Origin of the sequence: Pseudomonas sp. PB120 (assembly GCF_009761815.1) — a bacterium.
GTDB lineage: Bacteria > Pseudomonadota > Gammaproteobacteria > Pseudomonadales > Pseudomonadaceae > Aquipseudomonas.
Window position 1 is genome coordinate 1 of sequence record NZ_RWIN01000011.1, and the last position, 22,188, is coordinate 22,188.

Below are 22,188 nucleotides of genomic sequence, written 5' to 3' on the forward strand. Positions count from 1 at the left end.
CGATGGCGGTGTGTCAGTCGACATCATCTTTGGCTGACACACCGCTATCGCGAGCAGGCTCACTCCTACGGGGGATGTGGTGTTCTTGATCAATAGTGATACCACTTCACCTCAAGCATCACTTCGTTCTCGGGTGTAGCGAGGTGGCTGAATTCGCGCTGGGCGCTCAGGCGCACGCCGAGGTTGCGCGACAATTCCCACTGCTGATTCAGGCTCAGGCTGCGGCGTACTTCGCCGTTGGTGAAGAAATCGCCCTTGGTTTCCAGGCTGAAGTTGCCCAGAGGGTTTTTCCACAACACTCCGCTGTTGAACCCCGCCGCCGGAGCGATGAAGCCGGCGAAGTCGTTGTTGTGCTCCACACGCACGGTGCCCAGGGCAAACCCGAGCACGTCTTCGCCCAGTTGCCAGGTGCCACCGCCGCCGCCGTTGACATGGCTGACTAAAGTTTCATCGTCATGCTTGCCCGGCACCCGTTCCAGCCCGCCGGTAACTTGCCACGACAGCGGTTGCAGCAATTCATTGCGCGGCGTCAGCGAGCGGATCGTTGCCAGATCCAGCTGCTGGAACTGCCAATGATTGCCTTCGTACTGGCGCAGTTTCATTTGCAGGATTTCGATCTGCGCGCCCAGTGGAAAGCTTTCGGCGTTGTCGTTGAGGTCGTGATAGGCCATGCGCAGGCCATATTCGCCAAACGCCTTGTCGCCCCGGGTGCCGATGCCGGCCTGCCAGGTGCGCGATTCATGACCGTCTTCAGGCAAGCCCGGTTGGGGGATTTCCAGTTCCAGTGGCGGGTTCTGGTTGATTGCCCGCAGCAATTCGAAACTGCGCTGGGCCCTTTGCGGGTCACGCTCCTGGCCGTTGGCGCGGTAGCGTTCCAGGCGATAGGCGGCATCAATGATCAGCGCCTGCCGGTCGCGGGGTTGCGCCTTGAAGGCCGGTTCCTGCAACTGCTTCTGATCAGCGCTGACGTTCAGCACCCATTGCTGTTCTTCGTCCGTCAGTGGTTCGGCGCGGCTCAACAGCTCGCGCTCGCGTGACGGCCGATATTGAATGGACTCCACCAGTCCCGCTTCTTTCACGGCTTTGACGGTGTCGGTAGGAATCGCGGTCAGCGGGAACTGTTCGGTCAGGCGCAGGCTCGGGCGGGCCACTTGCAGCAGTTCCAGCAGGCGATAGGAGCAGTTTTCGTCGAAGAAAAAGTAGTCGAACTGGATCTGCTTCAGTTCCCAGACGTGCTCGACCATGCGCTCGGTTTCCTGCTGGGTCAGGTTCAGCCGGTATTCCCACAGGTCGCGGTTCTCGAGACTACGGTACTCCGAGAGTTTTTCCTGATACGGCACCAGCGCGAACAGCCCTGGGTAGCCGCCCATCAAGCCTTTCCAGGCGTAAAGAATGCTGTTGTCGGAACCCTCGATGTAGGCCCCGAAGTTGATCGCATAGCTGAGCAAGGAGGTGTGATCGCTTTGCACATCGGCCTGATCGATTCGCAGCAAGGTGTGGCCGAACATCGAGGACGGGCTGTTCAAGTAAGCCGCCGGGAAAATCATCACCGCACTGTGGGGCGAGACATCCTTGAACCATTGCTTGAATTCTGCACAGTCCAGCGCCGGCAGATCGGTCAGGTTGAGCTGCGCTTTCAGCCAGCGGGTACGCGCCGGGTACACACATTGCGCGTGTTTTTCACCGGCATTGGCCGGGGCATAGAGCGCTTGCACCGTGGCCGCGAGTTCGCGATCGGGGTGTTCGTTGCCATCGGCGGCCAGGAAGAACTTTTTGTCGCTGACATAGCTGCGCCAGCCGCCGAGCTTGGCGGTTTCGTAGTGACCCAGGGAAATCCAGAAGGGGTCGTTGGCCAGTTGCTGCAAACGTTGATTGTCAATGTGAGGCGCGGCGGACAGCGGGGCGCAGACACAGAGCGCCAGCCAGGCAAGGCGTTTGAGCATAAGTGGGCAACTTAAGTCGAAAAAAACAAAGACCCAAAGAGGGGCAGGTCCAAAAAACAAAACCCGCTCCCCGGAAGGAACGGGCGGTTCGAGCTTAAGCTTGAGTGGCGTACTTGGCCAGACGTGGATCGTTCTTCAGGACGGCCAGGGTGTTGGTATGCACGTCTTCAGCGGTCACGTCAGCCTTGCTGAAGATCTGCTGGAAGTGCTCATGAGTGACGGCGGCGAAGTGCGCACGGTCTTCCGGCGCCACGCCCAGTACCACGGCATAGGTCGTCAGCGCTTCGCCGTTACCTTTTGCCATGTCTTCGGACAGCTCATTCATCATGCCATTCATGGCGAACCACGATTTGCCTCCATAGGTCAGCGACGCATTCGTCGCGCAACCGTTAGTGCCGGAAGTCATACCGAACGTTGCGTTGCCGGAAGTGCCGTTGGTGGTGGATGCCAGGAAGTGAGCCGGGGTGCCACGCTGACCTTCGAACAGCATGTTGCCCCAACCGCAATCCGGGCCGCCTGGCGCCTGAGCCATGGCATTGAGGGATACAACGGTGAAGAGAGTACCGAGAAGAATCCGTTTCATAGCTTTGTTCTCTTTGTGTGCATACCAATGGACAAGGGGTCTGGCCCATCATGGCGCCAGTTGGGCCGGTTATTAGTCCAGCCGCGCAGTTTGGAGTTTAGGCACGATCCCGGGGTTCCGTGATTTTTTGCAAAACATTCGCCTGAATCATTGATTTAGCCCCGCTCAGCCTGGGGATTGCGCGTTGTCTATGCTTTGGCTTGAGGCGCGCCTTGCCAGTCGGGTATGGGCAGCGCCAGAATGCCGCTATCTGCCCCGCCTGATGTAAGGAAGCCCGATGCCTGATCCTGTTGCTGCCAGCTTGCGTCTAGCGCCCGAAGCGCTGACCCGTCCGTTTTCCGCTGAACAGTTCAGCTTCTCTACCACCAATGATCTGGAGCCCTTCCGCGGTGTGCTCGGCCAGGAACGTGCGGTCGAAGCCTTGCAGTTCGGTGTGGCCATGCCACGCCCCGGTTACAACGTATTCGTCATGGGGGAGCCCGGCACTGGCCGCTTCTCGTTCGTCAAACGCTACCTGAAGGCCGAAGGCAAGCGCCTGCAGACTCCGGCGGACTGGGTCTACGTCAACAATTTCGATGAGCCGCGCGAACCACGCGCCCTGGAATTGCCATCGGGCACCGCCGGCGCCTTCATCGGTGACATCAATGGCCTGATCGACAACCTGTTGGCGACGTTCCCCGCCGTCTTCGAACACCCGTCCTACCAGCAAAAGAAAAGTGCCATCGATCGCGCCTTCAACCAGCGCTATGACAAGGCCCTGGACGTGATCGAGCGCCTGGCGCTGGAAAAAGAAGTCGCGCTGTACCGCGATGCCAGCAACATCGCCTTCACCCCGATGAGCGAGGGCAAGGCACTGGACGAAGCGGAATTCGCCCAGTTGCCGGAAGCCGATCGCGAGCGTTTCCATGACGATATTTCCTGGCTGGAAGAGCGGCTGAACGAAGAACTCGCCAGCCTGCCGCAATGGAAGCGCGAGTCGAGCAACCAATTGCGTCACCTCAACGAGGAAACCATCACGCTGGCTTTGCAACCTCTGCTGTCACCGTTGTCCGAGAAATACGCCGAGAACGCCGCCGTCTGCGGTTACCTGCAAGCCATGCAGGTTTACCTGCTCAAGACCGTGGTCGAGCAACTGGTGGACGACAGCAAAGTCGACGCCGTGGCCCGCAAGATGCTGGAAGAGCAATACGCCCCAAGCCTGGTGGTCGGTCACTCGGCCAGCGGCGGCGCACCGGTGGTGTTCGAGCCGCATCCGACCTACGAAAACCTGTTCGGCCGTATCGAATACAGCACCGATCAGGGCGCGCTCTACACGACCTATCGTCAACTGCGCCCGGGGGCCTTGCACCGTGCCAACGGCGGTTTCCTGATCCTTGAAGCGGAGAAAATGCTCAGCGAACCGTTCGTGTGGGATGCGCTCAAGCGCGCCCTGCAATCGCGAAAGCTGAAAATGGAGTCGCCCTTGGGCGAGCTGGGCCGTCTGGCCACCGTGACACTCACGCCGCAACATATTCCGTTGCAGGTCAAAGTCATCATCATCGGCGCGCGGCAGCTCTACTACACGCTGCAAGACCTCGATCCGGACTTTCAGGAGATGTTTCGTGTCCTGGTGGATTTCGACGAAGACATCCCGATGGTCGACGAGAGCCTGGAGCAGTTCGCCCAGTTGCTTAAAACGCGCACATCCGAAGAAGGCATGGCGCCGTTGACCGCCGACGCGGTCGCGCGTCTGGCGACCTACAGCGCGCGCCTGGCTGAACATCAGGGGCGTTTATCGGCGCGCATCGGTGATCTGTTCCAGTTGGTCAGCGAGGCGGACTTCATTCGCCACCTGGCGAGCGACGAAATGACCGACGCCGGCCACATCGAACGTGCGCTAAAGGCCAAGGCCACGCGTACCGGGCGCGTCTCGGCGCGGATTCTCGATGACATGCTGGCCGGGATCATTCTGATCGATACCGATGGTGCCGCCGTCGGCAAGTGCAACGGGCTAACGGTGCTGGAGGTCGGTGACTCGGCGTTCGGTGTGCCGGCGCGGATTTCCGCCACGGTCTATCCGGGCGGCAGCGGCATCGTCGACATCGAGCGCGAGGTCAACCTTGGCCAGCCGATTCACTCCAAGGGCGTGATGATCCTCACCGGGTATCTGGGCAGCCGTTACGCCCAGGAATTCCCGCTGGCAATTTCTGCCAGCATCGCGCTGGAGCAGTCCTACGGTTACGTCGACGGGGACAGCGCTTCGTTGGGCGAGGCGTGCACCTTGATCTCTGCCCTGTCGAAAACACCGCTCAAGCAGTGCTTTGCGATCACCGGCTCGATCAACCAGTTCGGCGAAGTGCAAGCGGTGGGCGGGGTCAACGAGAAGATCGAAGGCTTCTTCCGCCTCTGCGAAGCTCGCGGACTGACCGGCGAGCAGGGGGCAATCATTCCTCACGCCAACGTTGCGACGCTGATGCTCGACGAGAAGGTGCTGGCGGCAGTGCGCGCGGGGCAGTTCCACGTGTACGCGGTACGCCAGGCCGACGAGGCGTTGAGCCTGTTGGTGGGCGAGCCTGCCGGTGCGCCGGATGAAAATGGCGAATTCCCTGAAGGCAGCGTCAATGCGCGGGTGGTGGAGCGTCTGCGGGTGATTGCGGAAATGATCAGTGAGGAAGACCTGAAAGAAGCCGAGAAAGAAGCGGCGCAGGAAGCACTGGCCGAAGCCAAACCGGCGTAAACGCAAAAACCTTTGTAGGAGCCGAGCTTGCTCGCGAATGCGGTTTTTCATTCAACAGATATGTTGGCTGATACATCGCCTTCGCGAGCAAGCTCGGCTCCTACAGGTATTGCAAACACCCTCAAAAGTGCCATCACTCTGACGTCAAAATTCACACAATGACCGCTCGGCGCCTTTCGGTCTCGCTTGACGCCCTGGTCAGACTTTTCTTCTATTCTCAGCTCAAGGATATCGACAGTAATCACTGGATCGAGACAGCCTTCCCGTGGGGGCTGAATACCGGATCTACCGAGGGTCGCCGCCATGTCGCGCAACCTCTGCCTTACCCGTCAATGCCTGGGGCTCGTGACCCGTATCGAATGCGCCATCCGCCCGTTGGCGGGAGATACGGGCATGTGGACCTTACTGTTCGCTGCCGGAATGGCCGGCGAACAACCTTCAGCCATCAAGGCTCAAGGCCCGTTTCATGGCCCTTTCGCCGCCGAGTCGATTCTCGACACCATTGTTGAAAGCCTGACGCTGCATGGCTATGAACTGGCCGATGATCCGCAAATCTGGTGCCTGCACCTGCAAGCCCAGTTGCGGGAAATCAACGGCGGTCGTGGGCGGTCACTGGGCGGCTGATTGCGTCCGGCGGTTCGTAGAACAGGCTATTGGGCAAGGTGTGACATGTCCGCCTTGTCGAGTTTGACCTCGAAGCCATATTGCACGGTGGAGAGTTCAGTTCGTTGATAGGTTTCCAGTCGCGTCGGTTGGCCGTAGAAGTAATGCACGGCGAACAGCGCCGGGCCTTGAGCGCCGGCGTCGTGGCTGACCGAAAGAATTTCCTTCAAGTAATTGCCGCTGTCGTCCTTGGCGAAGAAACGCCAATCCTGGGCGGGAAACAGCTTCTGATCCACCACCAACGCATTCCCTTTGAGCTCAAGCCCCTTGGGCAATTGGTGGGCGTCGATGGTTTTTGTTTCGACCGTGGCCAGGAACAATGGCATGGAGCCGACTGCGTAGGCCGGCGTTTCGGGAAACAGGTTCAGGTCGTAGGTGATGGTGCCGCGCAGGGGGTCGATCTGGTAAGCCTCCGGCGGCAGCTCGATTGGCTCGTCACGTTTGCCGCTGCTGTCCTCGGTAAAGAAACTGACCGGGCTCTCGCCGGGGCTGAAGGACGTGCCGAGCAGTTCATCATTGAAACTCCTGGGGTGATCGAACTCGATCCGCGCGGCACTCGGATCATCGACGGCCTGGCTGATGCTGATGCTCTTTTTCAGCTGATCTTCACCCAGCGAGGCCCCTTTCAACCAAGTCGGCGCCTGATCGTCGTACACCACCACCGGCAGCGACAGGGGCTGGATGGTTTTCTCCGTGGTATTGCGGTCGAAGCGCAGTACGGGCAGGTTCAGGTCCTTGCGGGTGACCGTAGCCGTTGAAAAGTCCAGCATGCTGACTTCGAGGGTGTCGATCGGCCCGTTGAAGTACACCTTGGTGTAGTGGTGATTCTGTTGTTTCTCAAACGTACGCTGCTCTTCATCGATCTGTTTTTCGTACGCCTCGCTCCAGGCTTTCTGTTGCTGCATTTTCTCCAGTTGTTTTTGATAGAAGGCAATTTGAGTGGCGGTTTCGTTGATCGAGCCTGAGCGCGAGAGAAATTGCCCGGTGGTGTCCCTGGCCTGGACGATCAGCGGATTCAACGGCGTATCGCCGACTTCCGGCGCCAGCGGCGCACTGTTGTTGAATTCGATTTCGGCGAAGTTGTTGCCCAGATTCAGCAGGGTGACGCTGAGGTTGTCATTGGTTCTCGTCTGGCCAATGTCCTTTTTCGTCAGGTCGAACGTGTAGAGCCTGCGCGGTGCAATGACTTCCATCTTGCCTTGCAGGCTTACGGGTTGTGGCTGGTGCTTGTTATCGACCTGCAGACCCTCGATGAACGGGTAGGTCACCGTCAAATCGTCGGGGTTGGTCAGGTTGGAGCTCGATGGGCTCAGCTGGATACCGGGATCGGTTTCCGACCACTCCGGCTGAAACGGAATCACGCGTTTGTTGCTCAGGGTTACCGACTGCCATTCCAGCCCGTGGGGAAACAGAAACTCGGCCGGAATGCTGAAGTTGAAGGGGAATACCGGCTGCAGGTCCGTCAGGTAATCGGAACTGGAATCCTTGTGCAGCACAAACAGGCCATTGATGTAAGTGTCGACCAAGGCCTGCGGCGTGGGGTAGTGCTTGAGCACGGCGAGTACGTCTTCACCGTACTCGGTTTCCACCGGTTTACTGTCGAGCTTGAGTTGAGCGCGCTCGAGCAGCAACAGTGAGCCACCGAGCTCGGCCACGGCGTCCTTGAGTTTCGGGTCCGTTATCGCATCCAGGGATTTCTCGAACTGTGCGGTTTTTTCCTCGAGGCTGACCTGGCGCTTTTCCTCGCTGGGGGGTGAGCAGCCGCTGATCAGAAGAACCAGGCAAAGTCCGGCGCTCGTAAAAGGCAATCGCACATCCATTTCCAGTCTTCCTGTCCGATGTCGCTGAGCTGTCAATGCTTTGGACACTAGCAGAAAAACTTTGTGACACATGCGCAGGTGCAGGATTTCCCGACGGTTTCTGGGTGTTACAGGCGACTGTTATACTCGCGGCCATTTCCAGCCACCTGTGAGATTTAATGGAACGCTTTATCGAAAATGCAATGTACGCCTCCCGCTGGTTGCTGGCGCCGATCTACTTCGGCCTGTCCCTTGGGCTGCTGGCCCTGGCGCTGAAATTCTTCCAGGAAGTCTTTCACGTTATTCCCAACGTCTTTTCGATGGCTGAGTCAGACCTGATTCTGGTGTTGCTGTCGTTGATCGACATGGCGCTGGTTGGCGGTTTGCTGGTGATGGTGATGATTTCCGGCTACGAGAACTTCGTCTCTCAGCTGGACATCGACGAAAGCAAGGAAAAGCTCAACTGGCTGGGCACCATGGACTCGTCTTCGTTGAAGATGAAAGTGGCCGCTTCCATCGTGGCGATTTCGTCCATCCACCTGCTGCGGATTTTCATGGACGCCAAGAACGTCGATCCCGAGCACTTGAAGTGGTACGTGATCATTCACATGACGTTCGTGATTTCGGCGTTTGCCATGGGTTACCTGGACAAGCTCACCAAGCATTGATTCCCACGACACCGCTTACGCCTGCGCAAAGGATGCGAAACAGACGGGCGGTGTCGTATTTGGCTTGTACTTTGATGCGCCGAGGCCTATGCCTGTAAGAGTCTTGGCTCGCCACTGTGTGAGGTGCGTTCATGAATCTGCAAGAGCTGAATGCCTATGCCATCGCCGGGAAGGTCGATGAGTTGAACCTGATTTCCATGGAAGGCGGCATCTACCTGCTGGAAGCGCGAATGCATGGCTCCGCGTACCCCTTGAGCGATGCCCACGGACAGATGTTTCCTGTGCGGTCGGTCGAGCACGCACGTCAGGTGCTGCACGCCTGTCCCAGTCTGCCCTTCAACCTCGTGCACACGTCGGTTCATGACGAAATGTGCGGGCTCGGTAACAATACCGAGGACAGCCTGAAGGTGCCGATCGCCTTCCGTTCTGTCTGGCAACGCTGACGCCTCTCATCAGTACTGCGACATCTGTGCTAGTCTGCTGGCCCTTTTGGTTCCGGGCGCTCCGGGACGCGCTGTGCACGCACGGCAAGTTCCTGGGCCGTCCGCACAGCGGAGCAGTGTCATGTCCGAAGTAAATCTGTCTACCGACGAAACCCGCGTCAGCTACGGTATTGGCCGTCAGCTGGGCGACCAACTGCGCGACAACCCGCCACCGGGCGTAAGCCTGGACGCAATCCTGGCTGGTCTGACCGACGCATTCGCCGGTAAGCCAAGCCGTGTAGGTCAGGAAGAAATGGCCGCGAGCTTCAAAGTCATTCGCGAAATCATGCAAGCCGAAGCGGCAGCGAAAGCTGAAGCGGCTGCTGGCGAAGGCCTGGCATTCCTGGCTGAAAACGCCAAGCGTGATGGCATCACCACCCTGGCCTCCGGCCTGCAATTCGAAGTCCTGACTCAAGGTGAAGGCGCCAAGCCAACCCGTGAAGATCAAGTGCGCACTCACTACCACGGCACCCTGATCGACGGCACTGTGTTCGACAGCTCCTACGAGCGTGGCGAGCCTGCAGAATTCCCGGTTGGCGGCGTAATCCCAGGCTGGACCGAAGCCCTGCAACTGATGAATGCCGGCAGCAAATGGCGTCTGTACGTGCCGAGCGAACTGGCTTACGGCGCTCAAGGCGTTGGCAGCATCCCGCCGCACAGCGTTCTGGTATTCGACGTCGAGCTGCTCGACGTTCTGTAATATTCGCTGATCACCTGTAGGAGCGAGCTTGCTCGCGATGGGCTCAAAGGCACCGCGTACATTCAGAACGCACGCGTTATTGTTGACGTTCTTCGCGAGCAAGCTCGCTCCTACAAGGTTTTGCGGTTTTCATATTTCGAGCTTATGGTTCAGATCGTGCGACGGGCGCAACGCCCGGGCATAGCAGAACAGAAACAGATTGCGCACCAGTTCCTTGAGCACCACCGGCTCGCTGGAACTCAGGCCGCTGACGTCCAGATCACCCTGATCCTGCAGTTCGTTCAAGGCTTCTTCTTCAAGCACCGCACAGACTTCACCGGTTTCCCGATGCAGGATCCTGAGGTAAGGGTGTGGGCGGTCCAGCCAAGCATCGATTAGATAAGTCATGTCTCATCTCCATTGATTCGGATTTCAATGAGAATAATTCTTATTCATCAAATAGCAAGGGCCTATTGGCGGTTTGTGATTTTTTGCGGGTAAAGATTGAGTCAAGTCAAAACGGCTGGCGTTTGGCTATTGCGAGGGTTTGCTGGGCGAAGCGGGGGAGGGGATAACGCCATCCCACGCAGGGCGCGGGATGGAATACAGCAGATTCAGACTTTTCTGACGAACTCGGATTTGAGCTTCATCGGGCCGATGCCGTCGATCTTGCAATCGATGTCGTGATCGCCATCGCACAGGCGGATGTTCTTGACCTTGGTCCCGACCTTGACCACCAGCGACGTGCCTTTAACCTTGAGGTCCTTGATCACGGTGATGGTGTCGCCGTCCTGCAGGACATTGCCAACCGAATCCTTTTTCACGGTGTCATCGGACGCCGCTTCGGCGTCGCCGCCAGCGGACCATTCGTGGGCGCACTCAGGGCAGATCAGCTGCGCGCCGTCTTCATAGGTGTATTCGGAATTGCATTTTGGGCAGGGTGGCAACGTGCTCACTAAGGCTCCTTGGATTCAGGATAGCTAAAAAGCGCACATTGTATAGGGTTTTAGGCGGGAGGGTTTGCTGCGCCGAAAAACCTGTGGGAGCGAGCAGGCTCGCTCCCACAGAGGGGCTGTCAGTGCGTGCGAGCTACCGCAAACTCACTCAACTCGACCAATGCATCGCGGTATTCGCTGGCAGGCAGCGCGTCGAGGCATTTGATCGCCCGGGTCACGTAATCGCGGGCCAGTTGCGCGGTGTAATCCAGTGAGCCAGACGCTTCCACCGCTTCGCGGATGCTTTCCAGGTCTTCGATGCCGCCTTTCTGGATTGCCTTGCGCACCAGTGCAGCCTGCTCCGGCGTACCTTCACGCATGGTGTAGATCAGCGGCAGGGTCGGTTTGCCTTCGGCCAGATCGTCACCGACGTTCTTGCCCAGGGTCTCCGCGTCGCCCTTGTAGTCCAGCAGGTCGTCGACCAGTTGGAAGGCGACGCCCAGGTGGTCACCAAAGGTGCGCAGGGCTTCAGCCTGTTCCGCAGTGGCTTCGCAAAGGGCGGCAGCACTGTGAGTCGAGGCTTCGAAGAGCATCGCGGTCTTGCCGCGGATGACTTCCATGTAGGTTTCTTCGGTGGTGCTGGCGTCGCGAACCTTGGACAGCTGCAACACTTCGCCTTCGGCGATGATGCGCGTGGCTTGCGAAAGGATCTTCATCACCGGCATGGAGCCCAGTTCGACCATCATTTCGAATGAACGCGAATACAGGAAGTCGCCGACCAGGACGCTTGGCGCGTTGCCCCACATGGCGTTGGCGGTCGAGCGGCCACGACGCATGCCGGACATGTCGACCACGTCGTCGTGCAGCAGGGTGGCGGTGTGCAGGAACTCGATGGTCGCCGCCAGCAGGCGCAGATCATCGCCTTCGCGGCCGAGGGCCTTGCCACACAGCAACACTAATAAAGGACGCAGGCGTTTGCCGCCGGCCGAGGTAATGTAATCGCCGATTTTCGAAACCAGCGGCACTCGGGAAGTCAGCTGCTTCTTGATGATGCCGTCGACGGCGCTAAAATCGTCCGCCACCGCGCGGTAGAAAGCTTGGGGTTGCATCAGCGACAGTTGCTCCAGAAGGGTTGCGCGGCATGCTAGGACCCACGTCGGCGGGTGTCAAGGCGCGATGGACGGCCTCTTGCATCGCCTCGGCAGCTTGCGTACAATCGCGCACCCTGAACTTCCTGGGCAGCACCTGCCTTACGCAATTGCAAACAGGCCTTCCAGCCTTATGCAGCCATGCCAGCCAATACCTCTTCTTATAAAGAGCTGGGTGAGCAGGATTATCGGAGAAATACCATGTCGTACGCAGTAATCGTTACTGGTGGCAAGCAATACAAAGTCGCCCCAGGTGAATACCTGAAGATTGAAAAACTGGAAATCGCTACCGGCGAATCCGTAACTTTTGATCGCGTTCTGTTGGTCGCCAATGGCGATGACGTGAATATCGGCGCTCCAGTTGTTGCTGGCGCTACCGTTGTGGCTGAAGTGATCTCCCAAGGTCGTCACGATAAAGTCCGCATCATCAAGTTCCGTCGTCGTAAGCACCACATGAAGCGTATGGGCCACCGCCAGTGGTACACCGAGATCAAAATCACCGGTATTCAGGCTTAATTTCAGCCTAATTCCTCACTAGGAGAATTGAACTCATGGCACACAAAAAAGCTGGTGGTAGTACCCGTAACGGTCGCGACTCAGAAGCCAAACGCCTTGGCGTGAAGATGTATGGCGGCCAGGTTATCATTCCGGGCAACATCATCGTGCGTCAGCGCGGCACCCAATTCCACGCTGGCTACGGCGTTGGCATGGGCAAAGATCACACTCTGTTCGCTAAAATCGACGGCGTGATCAAGTTCGAAGTAAAAGGCGCCTTCGGTCGTCGTTACGTAAGCATTGTTCCGAAGACTGACGTCGTCGCGGCATAATTACGTAGTTGCTGGAAAAGCCCTGTCTCGCGACGGGGCTTTTTCGTTTGTGGGGTGAGTCTCTTGCAAAGCTGTTTGTGATGGGCTCCAGCGCTGGATTTGCGGTCGTTGATTGAGGTCGCTGCGCTCATTTTTGCAAGAGTCTTATGTCTAGGTTTTTTCGGCTCGTCCGTATGGCGAGAGGCGTTTTGTTATGAAGTTTGTTGATGAAGTATCGATTCGAGTAAAGGCCGGTGACGGCGGTAACGGTTGCATGAGCTTCCGTCGCGAGAAATTCATTGAAAACGGCGGCCCTAACGGCGGCGACGGTGGTGATGGCGGCTCGGTCTACATGATCGCCGACGAAAACCTCAACACCCTGGTGGACTACCGTTACACCCGGCACTTCGATGCCGAGCGTGGATCCAACGGTGGCAGCACCGACTGCACCGGTAAGAAAGGTGAAGAGCTGGTGCTCCGTGTTCCGGTCGGCACCACGGTGATCGATGCGGCTACCCAGGAAGTGATCGGCGACCTGACCAAGGCTGGCCAAAAGCTGCTCGTGGCTCACGGCGGCTGGCACGGTCTGGGCAACACCCGTTTCAAATCCAGTACCAACCGCGCTCCGCGTCAGACCACGCCGGGTAAGCCGGGTGAGGCGCGCGACCTCAAGCTGGAAATGAAAGTATTGGCGGACGTGGGTCTGCTGGGCTTGCCGAACGCCGGTAAAAGTACCTTTATCCGTTCGGTATCGGCTGCCAAGCCAAAGGTTGCCGACTACCCGTTCACCACGCTGGTACCGAACCTTGGCGTGGTCAGCGTCGATCGCTGGAAAAGCTTCGTGGTCGCGGACATTCCGGGCCTGATCGAAGGTGCATCCGATGGCGCCGGCCTGGGGATTCGTTTCCTCAAGCACTTGGCGCGTACCCGTTTGCTGTTGCACCTCGTGGACATGGCGCCACTGGATGACACCAGCGCACCGGATGCGGCCGAAGTCATCGTCAGCGAGCTGACCAAGTTCAGCCCGTCCCTGGCTGAGCGTGATCGCTGGCTGGTGCTGAACAAATGCGACCAGATCCTTGAAGAAGAGCACGATGCTCGCGTCAAGGAAATCGTCGAGCGCCTGGAATGGACCGGTCCGGTTTACGTGATCTCCGCCATCTCCAAGCTGGGCACTGAGCGTCTGTGCCACGACATCATGCGTTACATGGAAGACCGTGCTGACCGCCTGGCCAATGACCCGGCCTACAAGGAAGAGTTGGCCGATCTCGATCAGCGCATCGAAGACGAAGCCCGTGCTCAATTGCAGGCGCTGGATGATCAGCGTGCCCTGCGTCGCAGCGGCGTGAAGTCGGTCCACGACATCGGTGACGATGATTGGGACGAAGAAGATGTGGATGACGAAGACGGTCCGGAAATCATTTACGTGCGTGACTGATTCGTTGCGATAAACTTAAGCGCCGCTCCTTCGAGCGGCGTTTTAGTATCTGGAAATCGGAAGTCACGAATAACGTTATGGGCAGCGCTGGGTCGCGCTGTCCTCAAGCTAAGGTTGAAGATGATGCGGAGCAAGGTGACAGGTGCGCAGCGTTGGGTCGTGAAAATCGGCAGCGCGTTGCTGACGGCGGACGGCAAGGGCCTGGATCGCGCGGCAATGGGTGTCTGGGTCGAGCAGATGGTGGCTTTGCATGAGGCAGGTGTCGAGCTGGTGCTGGTGTCCTCCGGGGCGGTAGCGGCGGGGATGAGCCGCTTGGGCTGGACCGTACGACCCAGTGCGATGCATGAGTTACAGGCCGCTGCCGCCATCGGTCAGATGGGGTTGGTGCAGGCCTGGGAATCGAGCTTTGCCGAGCATGGCCGGCATACGGCGCAAATTCTCCTGACCCACGACGATTTGTCTGACCGCAAACGCTACCTGAACGCCCGCAGCACCTTGCGTGCGCTGGTCGAGCTGAAAGTGATTCCGGTGATCAACGAAAACGACACCGTGGTCACCGATGAAATCCGCTTTGGCGACAACGATACTCTGGCGGCGCTGGTGGCCAATCTGGTCGAAGCCGATTTGCTGGTCATCCTCACGGACCGCGACGGCATGTTCGACGCTGATCCGCGCAACAACCCTGATGCTAACTTGATTTACGAAGCGCGGGCCGATGATCCGGCGCTGGATGCGGTCGCCGGCGGTACAGGCGGCGCGCTGGGTCGTGGCGGGATGCAGACCAAGCTGCGCGCTGCGCGTCTGGCGGCGCGTTCCGGTGCGCACACCATCATCGTCGGCGGACGCCTTGAGCGTGTGCTGGATCGCCTCAAGGCGGGCGAGCGCATCGGCACCTTGCTGTCGCCGGAGCGCGGCATGCTGGCGGCGCGCAAGCAATGGCTGGCCGGGCATCTGCAAACCCGTGGCACGCTGGTGCTGGACGCAGGCGCGGTAACGGCGTTGTCCCAGGGCAACAAAAGTTTGCTGCCGGTCGGTGTCAAACTGGTCCAGGGCAGCTTCCGTCGTGGCGAAATGGTGGTGTGCGTGGCGCCGGACGGTCGTGAGATCGCTCGCGGGCTGGCCAACTACAGCGCGCTGGAGGCGCAAAAAATCATCGGTCAGTCGTCTGAGGCGATTGTCGGTCTGTTGGGCTACATGGCGGAGCCTGAGCTGGTTCACCGCGATAACCTGATCCTGGTCTGAAGGAATACCTGAATGCGCGTGGCAAAAGGATTGTTGGGGCTGCTGTTGGCGATGCCGCTGCTGGCTTCGGCCGAGGAGATAGGTCAGGTGTCGACGGTGTTCAAGTTCGTCGGCCCGAACGACCGGATTGTGGTCGAGGCGTTTGATGATCCTAAGGTCGACGGCGTGACCTGCTACCTGTCGCGCGCCAAGACGGGCGGGGTGAAGGGTGGTCTGGGCCTGGCTGAAGATCGCGCTGAGGCGTCTATTGCGTGTCGTCAGGTCGGCCCGATCAGCTTCAAGGGTGAGCTGAAGGATGGTGACGAGGTGTTCAAGGAGCGCACGTCGCTGGTGTTCAAGACCATGCAGGTGGTGCGATTCCTCGACAAGAAGCGCAATACGCTGGTGTATCTGGTCTATAGCGACCGGTTGATTGAGGGCAGCCCGCAGAATGCGGTGACTGCAATCCCAATCTTGCCGTGGGCGCAGGCTCAATAATCTGGCGTGAATCGAAATGTGGGAGCTTGCTCCCACATTTTTTTTGCCCTGCGTTTGTTAAATCGCAGGCAATAAAAAACCGACCCTGAGGTCGGTTTTTCAACAAGCTTATCGCTTAAGCGGCAACAGCAAGGTTCAGAGCCTTGACGTGACCGTTCAGGCGGCTCTTATGACGAGCTGCCTTGTTCTTGTGGATGATGCCTTTATCGGCCATACGGTCGATAACTGGCACGGCCAGAACGTAAGCTGCTTGAGCTTTTTCAGCGTCTTTTGCGTCGATGGCTTTAACTACATTCTTGATGTAGGTACGAACCATGGAACGCAGGCTGGCGTTGTGGCTGCGACGCTTCTCAGCCTGTTTTGCACGTTTTTTGGCGGAAGGTGTGTTGGCCACCGTCGAGCTCCTCGAAAGACTTTTTAGGAAATAGCAAACAAAATAGGCCGCGAATCATGCCGATGAGTTGATGTCTTGTCAAGGGCGGTTGAGACGTTCCGCTAAGTGGTAGGTATAAAGAGGCGGGATATTTATTTCCGGCGCTTGACCTGTAAACTCGCGAGCTTTGGCTCTGTGCTGCTGCGGCGCGGAGTATCGCATAAGTAGGCGCTTTGTTCGCCTGCTGTTTATCGACAGGCACGAACTCTTTCAATGAATCTGCTCAAATCGTTGGCCGCCGTCAGCTCTATAACGATGCTTTCCCGGGTTCTGGGGTTCGTCAGGGACACGCTTATTGCGCGCACTTTTGGTGCCGGAATGGCGACCGACGCCTTCTTTATCGCGTTCAAATTGCCCAATCTGTTGCGGCGAATCTTCGCTGAAGGAGCTTTTTCCCAGGCATTCGTGCCAATTCTTGCCGAATATAAAAGCCAGAAGGGCGAAGAGGCGACGCGTACGTTCATTGCCTATGTCTCGGGCCTGCTGACGCTGGTGCTGGCGCTGGTCACTGCGTTGGGCATGCTCGCTGCGCCGTGGGTCATCTGGGCCACCGCGCCAGGTTTTACCGATACGCCGGAGAAATTCCAGCTGACGTCCAGCCTGCTGCGGGTGACCTTCCCGTACATATTGCTGATTTCCCTGTCGTCGCTGGCCGGGGCGATCCTCAATACCTACAACCGTTTCTCGGTGCCGGCCTTTGTGCCAACCCTGCTCAACGTCAGCATGATCGTCTTCTCGCTGTTCCTGACGCCGTATTTCAATCCTCCGGTCATGGCGTTGGGCTGGGCGGTGTTGGTCGGTGGGCTGGCGCAATTGCTTTATCAACTGCCGCACCTGAAAAAAATCGGCATGTTGGTGCTGCCGCGCCTGAATTTGCGTGACAGCGGCGTCTGGCGGGTGATGAAGCAGATGTTGCCGGCGATTCTCGGGGTGTCTGTCAGTCAGATTTCGCTGATCATCAACACGATTTTCGCCTCCTTCCTGGTTGCCGGTTCTGTGTCCTGGATGTATTACGCCGACCGTTTGATGGAGTTGCCGTCCGGTGTCCTGGGCGTGGCACTCGGCACGATTCTGCTGCCGACGCTGGCCAAGACCTACGCCAGCAAGGACCGCCAGGAATACTCGCGCATCCTCGATTGGGGCCTGCGACTGTGCTTCGTGCTGGTGTTGCCATGCTCCCTGGCCTTGGGGATTCTCGCTGAGCCGCTGACCGTTTCGTTGTTCCAGTACGGCCAGTTCAGCGCGTTTGACGCTTCGATGACGCAACGAGCGTTGATCGCCTATTCGGTCGGTTTGCTCGGAATTATCGTGATCAAAGTGCTGGCGCCGGGCTTTTATGCGCAACAAAACATCCGCACGCCGGTAAAAATCGCTATTTTCACCCTGGTCGTCACCCAGCTGTTCAACCTGGTGTTGATCGGCCCGCTGGCTCACGCCGGCCTGGCCCTGGCCATCAGCGCCGGTGCCTGCATCAACGCCAGCCTGCTGTTTTACCAACTGCGCAAGCAGCAGATGTATCAGCCGCAGCCGGGTTGGGCGAAGTTCGGCGCCAAGCTGGTGATTGCCGTTTTGGTAATGTCAGCGGTGTTGTTGCTCGGCATGCATTTCATGCCCGCGTGGGATCAGGGCCATATGCTCGAACGATTCCTGCGTCTCGGGGCGTTGGTAGTCGCGGGTGTCATCGCATATTTCGGTATGCTGGCGCTGATGGGCTTCCGGTTGCGCGACTTCAATCGCAAGGCCTTGAGCTGAGGTTTTAACCTCGATAAATACGGGCGGGCCGGCAGTTTTGTCGGCTCGATTACTTTGGGTTACGGTGTTGCCTGTCGTCGGCCGCCGGGTGTGGTTATAATCGACCACTTTATGAGCAAGAAGCGCGTTATGCAGCTGGTTCGAGGCCTCCACAATCTGCGCCCCCAGCATCGGGGCTGTGTCGCCACTATTGGCAACTTTGACGGTGTTCACCGTGGTCACCAGGCTATCCTGGCGCGCCTGCGTGAACGTGCGATCGAGTTGGGCGTGCCCAGCTGCGTGGTGATTTTCGAGCCGCAGCCCCGGGAGTTCTTTGCTCCGGACACGGCGCCCGCCCGCTTGGCCCGTCTGCGGGACAAACTGCAGCTGCTGGCTGACGAGGGTGTCGACCGGGTCTTGTGCCTGGCGTTCAACCAGCGCCTGAGCAAGCTCAGCGCCAGTGAATTCGTCGATACCATTCTGGTGGATGGCCTGGGCGTGCAGCATCTTGAGGTCGGTGACGACTTCCGCTTTGGCTGTGACCGCGTAGGCGATTTCGATTTCCTGCAACAGGCGGGCGTCATGCAGGGCTTTACCGTCGAAGCCGCGCAAACCGTGGAACTGGACGGTATCCGCGTCAGCAGCACCCAGGTTCGAAATGCCCTGGCCGCTGCCGATTTCGCGTTGGCCGAGCGGCTGCTCGGTCGTCCGTTCCAGATTTCCGGGCGGGTGCTGCATGGCCAGAAGCTGGCACGGCAACTGGGCACGCCGACCGCCAATATCCAGCTCAAGCGCCGTCGCGTGCCGCTGACCGGGGTCTACCTGGTCGACGTCGACATCGACGGCAAGAGCTGGCCCGGCGTCGCCAATATCGGCGTGCGGCCAACTGTTCAAGGTGATGGCAAAGCCCACCTGGAAGTGCATCTTTTAGATTTTGCCGGCGATCTGTATGACCGGCGTTTGACGGTGGTTTTCCACCACAAGCTGCGTGAAGAGCAGCGTTTCGCCTCTCTGGAGGCGCTTAAGACGGCGATCAATGCGGATGTCGCCGCCGCCCGTGCCCTGTCGCACCTAGCGCCAATCGCTAATGAAGAGCCTTAAATGACCGACTATAAAGCCACGCTAAACCTTCCGGACACCGCCTTCCCAATGAAGGCCGGCCTGCCTCAGCGCGAACCGCAGATTCTGCAGCGCTGGGACAGCATTGGCCTGTACGGAAAGTTGCGCGAGATTGGCAAGGATCGTCCGAAGTTCGTGCTTCACGACGGTCCTCCGTACGCCAACGGCACGATTCACATCGGTCATGCGTTGAACAAGATTCTCAAGGACATGATCATCCGATCGAAAACCCTGTCGGGTTTCGACGCGCCTTATGTTCCGGGCTGGGACTGCCACGGTCTGCCGATCGAGCACAAAGTCGAAGTGACCCACGGGAAAAACCTGGGCGCGGACAAGACCCGCGAACTGTGCCGTGCCTACGCCACCGAGCAGATCGAAGGCCAGAAATCCGAATTCATCCGTCTGGGCGTATTGGGCGACTTCGCCAACCCGTACAAGACCATGGACTTCAAAAACGAGGCCGGTGAAATCCGCGCCTTGGCCGAAATCGTCAAGGGCGGTTTCGTGTTCAAAGGCCTGAAGCCTGTGAACTGGTGCTTCGACTGCGGTTCGGCCCTGGCTGAAGCGGAAGTCGAGTACGAAAACAAAAAGTCCTCGACCATCGACGTGGCCTTCCCGATTGCCGATGAAGCCAAACTGGCTGCCGCGTTCGGTCTGCCATCGCTGGCCAAGCCTGCCTCGATCGTGATCTGGACCACCACCCCGTGGACCATCCCGGCCAACCAGGCGTTGAACGTTCATCCTGAGTTCAACTACGCCCTGGTCGACGTCGGCGACAAACTGCTGGTACTGGCCGAAGAGCTGGTCGAGTCGTGCCTGGCGCGTTACAGCCTGGAAGGCTCGGTCGTTGCGATCACCACCGGTAAAGAACTGGAGCTGATCAACTTCCGTCACCCGTTCTACGATCGCCTGTCGCCGGTTTACCTGGCCGACTACGTTGAACTGGGCGCTGGCACCGGCGTGGTTCACTCCGCCCCGGCCTACGGCGTGGACGACTTCGTGACCTGCAAGAAGTACGGCATGGTCAACGACGACATCCTGAATCCGGTACAAAGCAACGGCGTGTACGCGACTTCGCTGGAATTCTTCGGCGGCCAGTTCATCTGGAAGGCCAACCCGGCCATCGTCGACAAGCTGACTGAAGTCGGCGCGCTGCTGCACACCACCATCATCGAACACAGCTACATGCACTGCTGGCGTCACAAGACTCCGCTGATCTACCGCGCCACCGCGCAGTGGTTCATCGGCATGGACAAAGAACCAGCAACCGGCGACACCCTGCGCAAGCGGGCGATCAAAGCCATCGAAGACACCAAGTTTGTCCCGGCCTGGGGCCAGGCGCGCCTGCACTCGATGATCGCCAACCGTCCGGACTGGTGCATCTCCCGTCAGCGTAACTGGGGCGTGCCGATCCCGTTCTTCCTGAACAAGGAAAGCGGCGAGCTGCACCCACGTACCGCCGAGCTGATGGAAGAAGTCGCCAAGCGCGTCGAAGTCGAAGGCATCGAAGCCTGGTTCAAGATGGACGCTGCCGAGTTGCTCGGTGACGAAGCGCCGCAGTACGACAAGATCAGCGACACCCTGGATGTCTGGTTCGACTCGGGCACCACGCACTGGCACGTCCTGCGCGGTTCGCACCCGATGGGCCACGAGACCGGCCCGCGTGCCGACTTGTACCTGGAAGGCTCGGACCAACACCGTGGCTGGTTCCACTCGTCGCTGCTGACCGGTTGCGCCATCGATAATCACGCGCCATACCGCGAACTGTTGACCCACGGCTTCACGGTCGACGAGTCCGGTCGCAAGATGTCCAAGTCCTTGGGCAACGTGATCGCGCCGCAAAAGGTCAACGACACCCTGGGTGCCGACATTATGCGTCTGTGGGTCGCTTCTACCGACTACTCGGGTGAAATGGCGGTGTCCGAGCAGATCCTGCAACGCAGTGCGGACGCCTACCGGCGCATCCGTAACACCGCGCGCTTCCTGCTCTCCAACCTTACCGGTTTCAACCCGGCCAACGACATCCTGCCCGCCGAAGAAATGCTGGCGCTGGACCGTTGGGCCGTGGATCGCACCTTGCTGCTGCAACGCGAGTTGCAAGAGCACTACGGCGAGTACCGCTTCTGGAACGTCTACTCCAAGATCCACAACTTCTGCGTGCAGGAGCTGGGCGGTTTCTACCTCGACATCATCAAGGACCGTCAGTACACCACTGGCGCCAACAGCAAGGCTCGCCGTTCGGCGCAAACCGCGCTGTATCACATCTCCGAAGCGCTGGTGCGCTGGATCGCGCCGATCCTCGCCTTCACCGCTGACGAACTGTGGGAATACCTGCCGGGCGAGCGTAACGAGTCGGTGATGCTCAACACCTGGTACGAAGGCCTGACCGAACTGCCTGAAGGCGTCGAACTGGGCCGCGCGTACTGGGAGCGGATCATGGCGGTGAAGGTGGCGGTCAACAAGGAAATGGAAATCCAGCGCGCGGCCAAGGCCGTCGGTGGCAACCTGCAAGCCGAAGTGACGCTGTATGCCGAAGACGCGCTGAGCGCTGACCTGGCCCAGCTGAGCAACGAACTGCGCTTCGTGCTGATCACCTCGACCGCCAGCGTGGCGCCTTTTGTTCAGGCACCTGCGGATGCGGTAGTCACCGAGGTCAGCGGCCTGAAGCTGAAAATCGTCAAGTCGGCCTTCGCCAAGTGCGCCCGTTGCTGGCACTGCCGTGAAGACGTTGGCGTGAACCCGGAACATCCGGAAATCTGCGGCCGTTGCGTCGACAACATCAGCGGCGCTGGCGAGGTTCGTCACTATGCCTAATGCCGTAGGCCGTTTCGGACGGCTGGGCTGGCTTTCATTGAGCTTGCTGGTGCTGGTCATTGACCAGCTCAGCAAGGTCTACTTCGAAGGCACGCTGAACATGTACCAGCAGATCGTGGTGATCCCCGATTATTTCAGCTGGACCCTGGCCTACAACACCGGCGCGGCGTTCAGCTTCCTGGCCGACAGCTCCGGCTGGCAGCGCTGGTTGTTTGCCGTGATCGCGGTCGTGGTCAGTGCGGTGCTGGTGGTGTGGCTCAAGCGTCTGGGGCGCAACGAAACCTGGCTGGCGATTGCGCTGGCCCTGGTACTCGGCGGCGCGCTGGGCAATCTGTATGACCGCATTGCCCTGGGCCATGTGATCGATTTCATCCTGGTGCATTGGCAGAACCGCTGGTACTTCCCGGCGTTCAACTTTGCCGACAGTGCAATTACTGTCGGTGCCGTGATGCTTGCACTGGATATGTTCAAAAGTAAGAAGACCGGAGAAGCCGTTCATGACTGAACAGGTA

General features: G+C 58.9%; 21 protein-coding genes. 14 read left to right on the forward strand and 7 right to left on the reverse strand.

The features are described 5' to 3' along the window. Window positions 1–89: 89 nt before the first annotated feature. Window positions 90–1,943: a DUF4105 domain-containing protein gene (locus EJA72_RS01035; protein WP_157709700.1), complete on the reverse strand. Its 1,854-nt coding sequence runs from the start codon at window positions 1,941–1,943 to the stop codon at window positions 90–92. A gap of 94 nt (window positions 1,944–2,037) precedes the next feature. After that, window positions 2,038–2,526, reverse strand: coding sequence for a DUF3015 domain-containing protein (locus EJA72_RS01040; RefSeq protein WP_157709701.1), 489 nt, complete (start codon window positions 2,524–2,526; stop codon window positions 2,038–2,040). A 277-nt stretch (window positions 2,527–2,803) separates the two neighbouring features. Here EJA72_RS01040 and EJA72_RS01045 point away from each other — a divergent pair, with 277 nt between their 5' ends. Beyond that, on the forward strand, window positions 2,804–5,242 hold the full coding sequence (locus EJA72_RS01045) for a Lon protease family protein (RefSeq protein ID WP_157709702.1): 2,439 nt from the start codon (window positions 2,804–2,806) through the stop codon (window positions 5,240–5,242). Window positions 5,243–5,545: 303 nt separating this feature from the next. Then, complete coding sequence (locus tag EJA72_RS01050) at window positions 5,546–5,866, forward strand: hypothetical protein (RefSeq protein WP_157709703.1); 321 nt, start codon at window positions 5,546–5,548, stop codon at window positions 5,864–5,866. A gap of 26 nt (window positions 5,867–5,892) precedes the next feature. On the opposite strand, the gene EJA72_RS01055 is transcribed toward EJA72_RS01050, so the two are convergent. Beyond that, window positions 5,893–7,725: a hypothetical protein gene (locus tag EJA72_RS01055; protein WP_157709704.1), complete on the reverse strand. Its 1,833-nt coding sequence runs from the start codon at window positions 7,723–7,725 to the stop codon at window positions 5,893–5,895. Between the two features lie 158 nt (window positions 7,726–7,883). Here EJA72_RS01055 and EJA72_RS01060 point away from each other — a divergent pair, with 158 nt between their 5' ends. From EJA72_RS01060 to EJA72_RS01070, 3 genes are all read left to right on the forward strand, one after another. Next, window positions 7,884–8,372, forward strand: coding sequence for a TIGR00645 family protein (locus EJA72_RS01060; protein ID WP_020296439.1), 489 nt, complete (start codon window positions 7,884–7,886; stop codon window positions 8,370–8,372). A gap of 131 nt (window positions 8,373–8,503) precedes the next feature. Continuing rightward, window positions 8,504–8,815 (forward strand): DUF6482 family protein, encoded by a 312-nt coding sequence (locus tag EJA72_RS01065; protein ID WP_157709705.1) that lies wholly within the window; start codon window positions 8,504–8,506, stop codon window positions 8,813–8,815. Between the two features lie 121 nt (window positions 8,816–8,936). Beyond that, window positions 8,937–9,554, forward strand: a complete 618-nt coding sequence (locus EJA72_RS01070) for an FKBP-type peptidyl-prolyl cis-trans isomerase (protein ID WP_157709706.1) — start codon at window positions 8,937–8,939, stop codon at window positions 9,552–9,554. A gap of 129 nt (window positions 9,555–9,683) precedes the next feature. Here EJA72_RS01070 and EJA72_RS01075 read toward each other — a convergent pair whose 3' ends face one another. From EJA72_RS01075 to EJA72_RS01085, 3 genes are all read right to left on the reverse strand, one after another. Further along, window positions 9,684–9,941 carry a hypothetical protein gene (locus EJA72_RS01075; protein ID WP_157709707.1) on the reverse strand — a complete coding sequence of 86 codons (258 nt, stop codon included), beginning with the start codon at window positions 9,939–9,941 and terminating at the stop codon, window positions 9,684–9,686. Between the two features lie 206 nt (window positions 9,942–10,147). Next, entirely contained in the window at window positions 10,148–10,489 is a 342-nt protein-coding gene (locus tag EJA72_RS01080; protein ID WP_178128955.1) for a zinc ribbon domain-containing protein YjdM, read from the reverse strand. Window positions 10,490–10,608: 119 nt separating this feature from the next. Further along, a complete protein-coding gene (locus EJA72_RS01085) occupies window positions 10,609–11,577 on the reverse strand; it encodes a polyprenyl synthetase family protein (RefSeq protein WP_157709708.1) in 969 nt (322 codons plus the stop codon). A gap of 240 nt (window positions 11,578–11,817) precedes the next feature. On the opposite strand from EJA72_RS01085, the gene rplU reads away from it, so the two are divergent. From rplU to EJA72_RS01110, 5 genes are all read left to right on the forward strand, one after another. Next, on the forward strand, window positions 11,818–12,132 hold the full coding sequence (rplU, locus tag EJA72_RS01090) for a 50S ribosomal protein L21 (protein WP_003176051.1): 315 nt from the start codon (window positions 11,818–11,820) through the stop codon (window positions 12,130–12,132). 35 nt (window positions 12,133–12,167) lie between these two features. Beyond that, window positions 12,168–12,443 carry a 50S ribosomal protein L27 gene (gene rpmA, locus EJA72_RS01095; RefSeq protein ID WP_007901871.1) on the forward strand — a complete coding sequence of 92 codons (276 nt, stop codon included), beginning with the start codon at window positions 12,168–12,170 and terminating at the stop codon, window positions 12,441–12,443. A gap of 193 nt (window positions 12,444–12,636) precedes the next feature. After that, on the forward strand, window positions 12,637–13,860 hold the full coding sequence (cgtA, locus tag EJA72_RS01100; RefSeq protein ID WP_157709709.1) for an Obg family GTPase CgtA: 1,224 nt from the start codon (window positions 12,637–12,639) through the stop codon (window positions 13,858–13,860). A 123-nt stretch (window positions 13,861–13,983) separates the two neighbouring features. Beyond that, window positions 13,984–15,102, forward strand: coding sequence for a glutamate 5-kinase (gene proB / locus EJA72_RS01105; RefSeq protein WP_157709765.1), 1,119 nt, complete (start codon window positions 13,984–13,986; stop codon window positions 15,100–15,102). A 12-nt stretch (window positions 15,103–15,114) separates the two neighbouring features. Beyond that, a complete protein-coding gene (locus EJA72_RS01110) occupies window positions 15,115–15,579 on the forward strand; it encodes a CreA family protein (protein ID WP_157709710.1) in 465 nt (154 codons plus the stop codon). 115 nt (window positions 15,580–15,694) lie between these two features. On the opposite strand, the gene rpsT is transcribed toward EJA72_RS01110, so the two are convergent. Next, a complete protein-coding gene (gene rpsT, locus EJA72_RS01115; protein ID WP_008154937.1) occupies window positions 15,695–15,973 on the reverse strand; it encodes a 30S ribosomal protein S20 in 279 nt (92 codons plus the stop codon). 252 nt (window positions 15,974–16,225) lie between these two features. Between rpsT and murJ the strand changes: the two genes are divergently transcribed. The 4 genes from murJ to lspA all read left to right on the forward strand — a co-directional run bounded on the left by murJ (window position 16,226) and on the right by lspA (window position 22,181). Further along, window positions 16,226–17,764 carry a murein biosynthesis integral membrane protein MurJ gene (gene murJ, locus EJA72_RS01120; protein WP_157709711.1) on the forward strand — a complete coding sequence of 513 codons (1,539 nt, stop codon included), beginning with the start codon at window positions 16,226–16,228 and terminating at the stop codon, window positions 17,762–17,764. A gap of 129 nt (window positions 17,765–17,893) precedes the next feature. Then, window positions 17,894–18,844 carry a bifunctional riboflavin kinase/FAD synthetase gene (ribF, locus tag EJA72_RS01125; protein WP_157709712.1) on the forward strand — a complete coding sequence of 317 codons (951 nt, stop codon included), beginning with the start codon at window positions 17,894–17,896 and terminating at the stop codon, window positions 18,842–18,844. Beyond that, window positions 18,845–21,676, forward strand: a complete 2,832-nt coding sequence (gene ileS / locus EJA72_RS01130; RefSeq protein ID WP_157709713.1) for an isoleucine--tRNA ligase — start codon at window positions 18,845–18,847, stop codon at window positions 21,674–21,676. It begins immediately after the preceding gene. Then, window positions 21,669–22,181, forward strand: a complete 513-nt coding sequence (gene lspA, locus EJA72_RS01135) for a signal peptidase II (RefSeq protein WP_157709714.1) — start codon at window positions 21,669–21,671, stop codon at window positions 22,179–22,181. The genes ileS and lspA overlap by 8 nt, the downstream gene beginning before the upstream one ends. Window positions 22,182–22,188: the final 7 nt, after the last annotated feature.

Coding starts and splice junctions, on each gene's coding strand:
- EJA72_RS01035 (WP_157709700.1), bottom strand. CDS start 1,943: ATGCTCAAACGCCTTGCCTGGCTGGCGCTCTGTGTCTGCGCCCCGCTG.
- EJA72_RS01040 (WP_157709701.1), bottom strand. CDS start 2,526: ATGAAACGGATTCTTCTCGGTACTCTCTTCACCGTTGTATCCCTCAAT.
- EJA72_RS01045 (WP_157709702.1), top strand. CDS start 2,804: ATGCCTGATCCTGTTGCTGCCAGCTTGCGTCTAGCGCCCGAAGCGCTG.
- EJA72_RS01050 (WP_157709703.1), top strand. CDS start 5,546: ATGTCGCGCAACCTCTGCCTTACCCGTCAATGCCTGGGGCTCGTGACC.
- EJA72_RS01055 (WP_157709704.1), bottom strand. CDS start 7,725: ATGGATGTGCGATTGCCTTTTACGAGCGCCGGACTTTGCCTGGTTCTT.
- EJA72_RS01060 (WP_020296439.1), top strand. CDS start 7,884: ATGGAACGCTTTATCGAAAATGCAATGTACGCCTCCCGCTGGTTGCTG.
- EJA72_RS01065 (WP_157709705.1), top strand. CDS start 8,504: ATGAATCTGCAAGAGCTGAATGCCTATGCCATCGCCGGGAAGGTCGAT.
- EJA72_RS01070 (WP_157709706.1), top strand. CDS start 8,937: ATGTCCGAAGTAAATCTGTCTACCGACGAAACCCGCGTCAGCTACGGT.
- EJA72_RS01075 (WP_157709707.1), bottom strand. CDS start 9,941: ATGACTTATCTAATCGATGCTTGGCTGGACCGCCCACACCCTTACCTC.
- EJA72_RS01085 (WP_157709708.1), bottom strand. CDS start 11,577: ATGCAACCCCAAGCTTTCTACCGCGCGGTGGCGGACGATTTTAGCGCC.
- rplU (WP_003176051.1), top strand. CDS start 11,818: ATGTCGTACGCAGTAATCGTTACTGGTGGCAAGCAATACAAAGTCGCC.
- rpmA (WP_007901871.1), top strand. CDS start 12,168: ATGGCACACAAAAAAGCTGGTGGTAGTACCCGTAACGGTCGCGACTCA.
- cgtA (WP_157709709.1), top strand. CDS start 12,637: ATGAAGTTTGTTGATGAAGTATCGATTCGAGTAAAGGCCGGTGACGGC.
- proB (WP_157709765.1), top strand. CDS start 13,984: ATGCGGAGCAAGGTGACAGGTGCGCAGCGTTGGGTCGTGAAAATCGGC.
- EJA72_RS01110 (WP_157709710.1), top strand. CDS start 15,115: ATGCGCGTGGCAAAAGGATTGTTGGGGCTGCTGTTGGCGATGCCGCTG.
- murJ (WP_157709711.1), top strand. CDS start 16,226: ATGAATCTGCTCAAATCGTTGGCCGCCGTCAGCTCTATAACGATGCTT.
- ribF (WP_157709712.1), top strand. CDS start 17,894: ATGCAGCTGGTTCGAGGCCTCCACAATCTGCGCCCCCAGCATCGGGGC.
- ileS (WP_157709713.1), top strand. CDS start 18,845: ATGACCGACTATAAAGCCACGCTAAACCTTCCGGACACCGCCTTCCCA.
- lspA (WP_157709714.1), top strand. CDS start 21,669: ATGCCTAATGCCGTAGGCCGTTTCGGACGGCTGGGCTGGCTTTCATTG.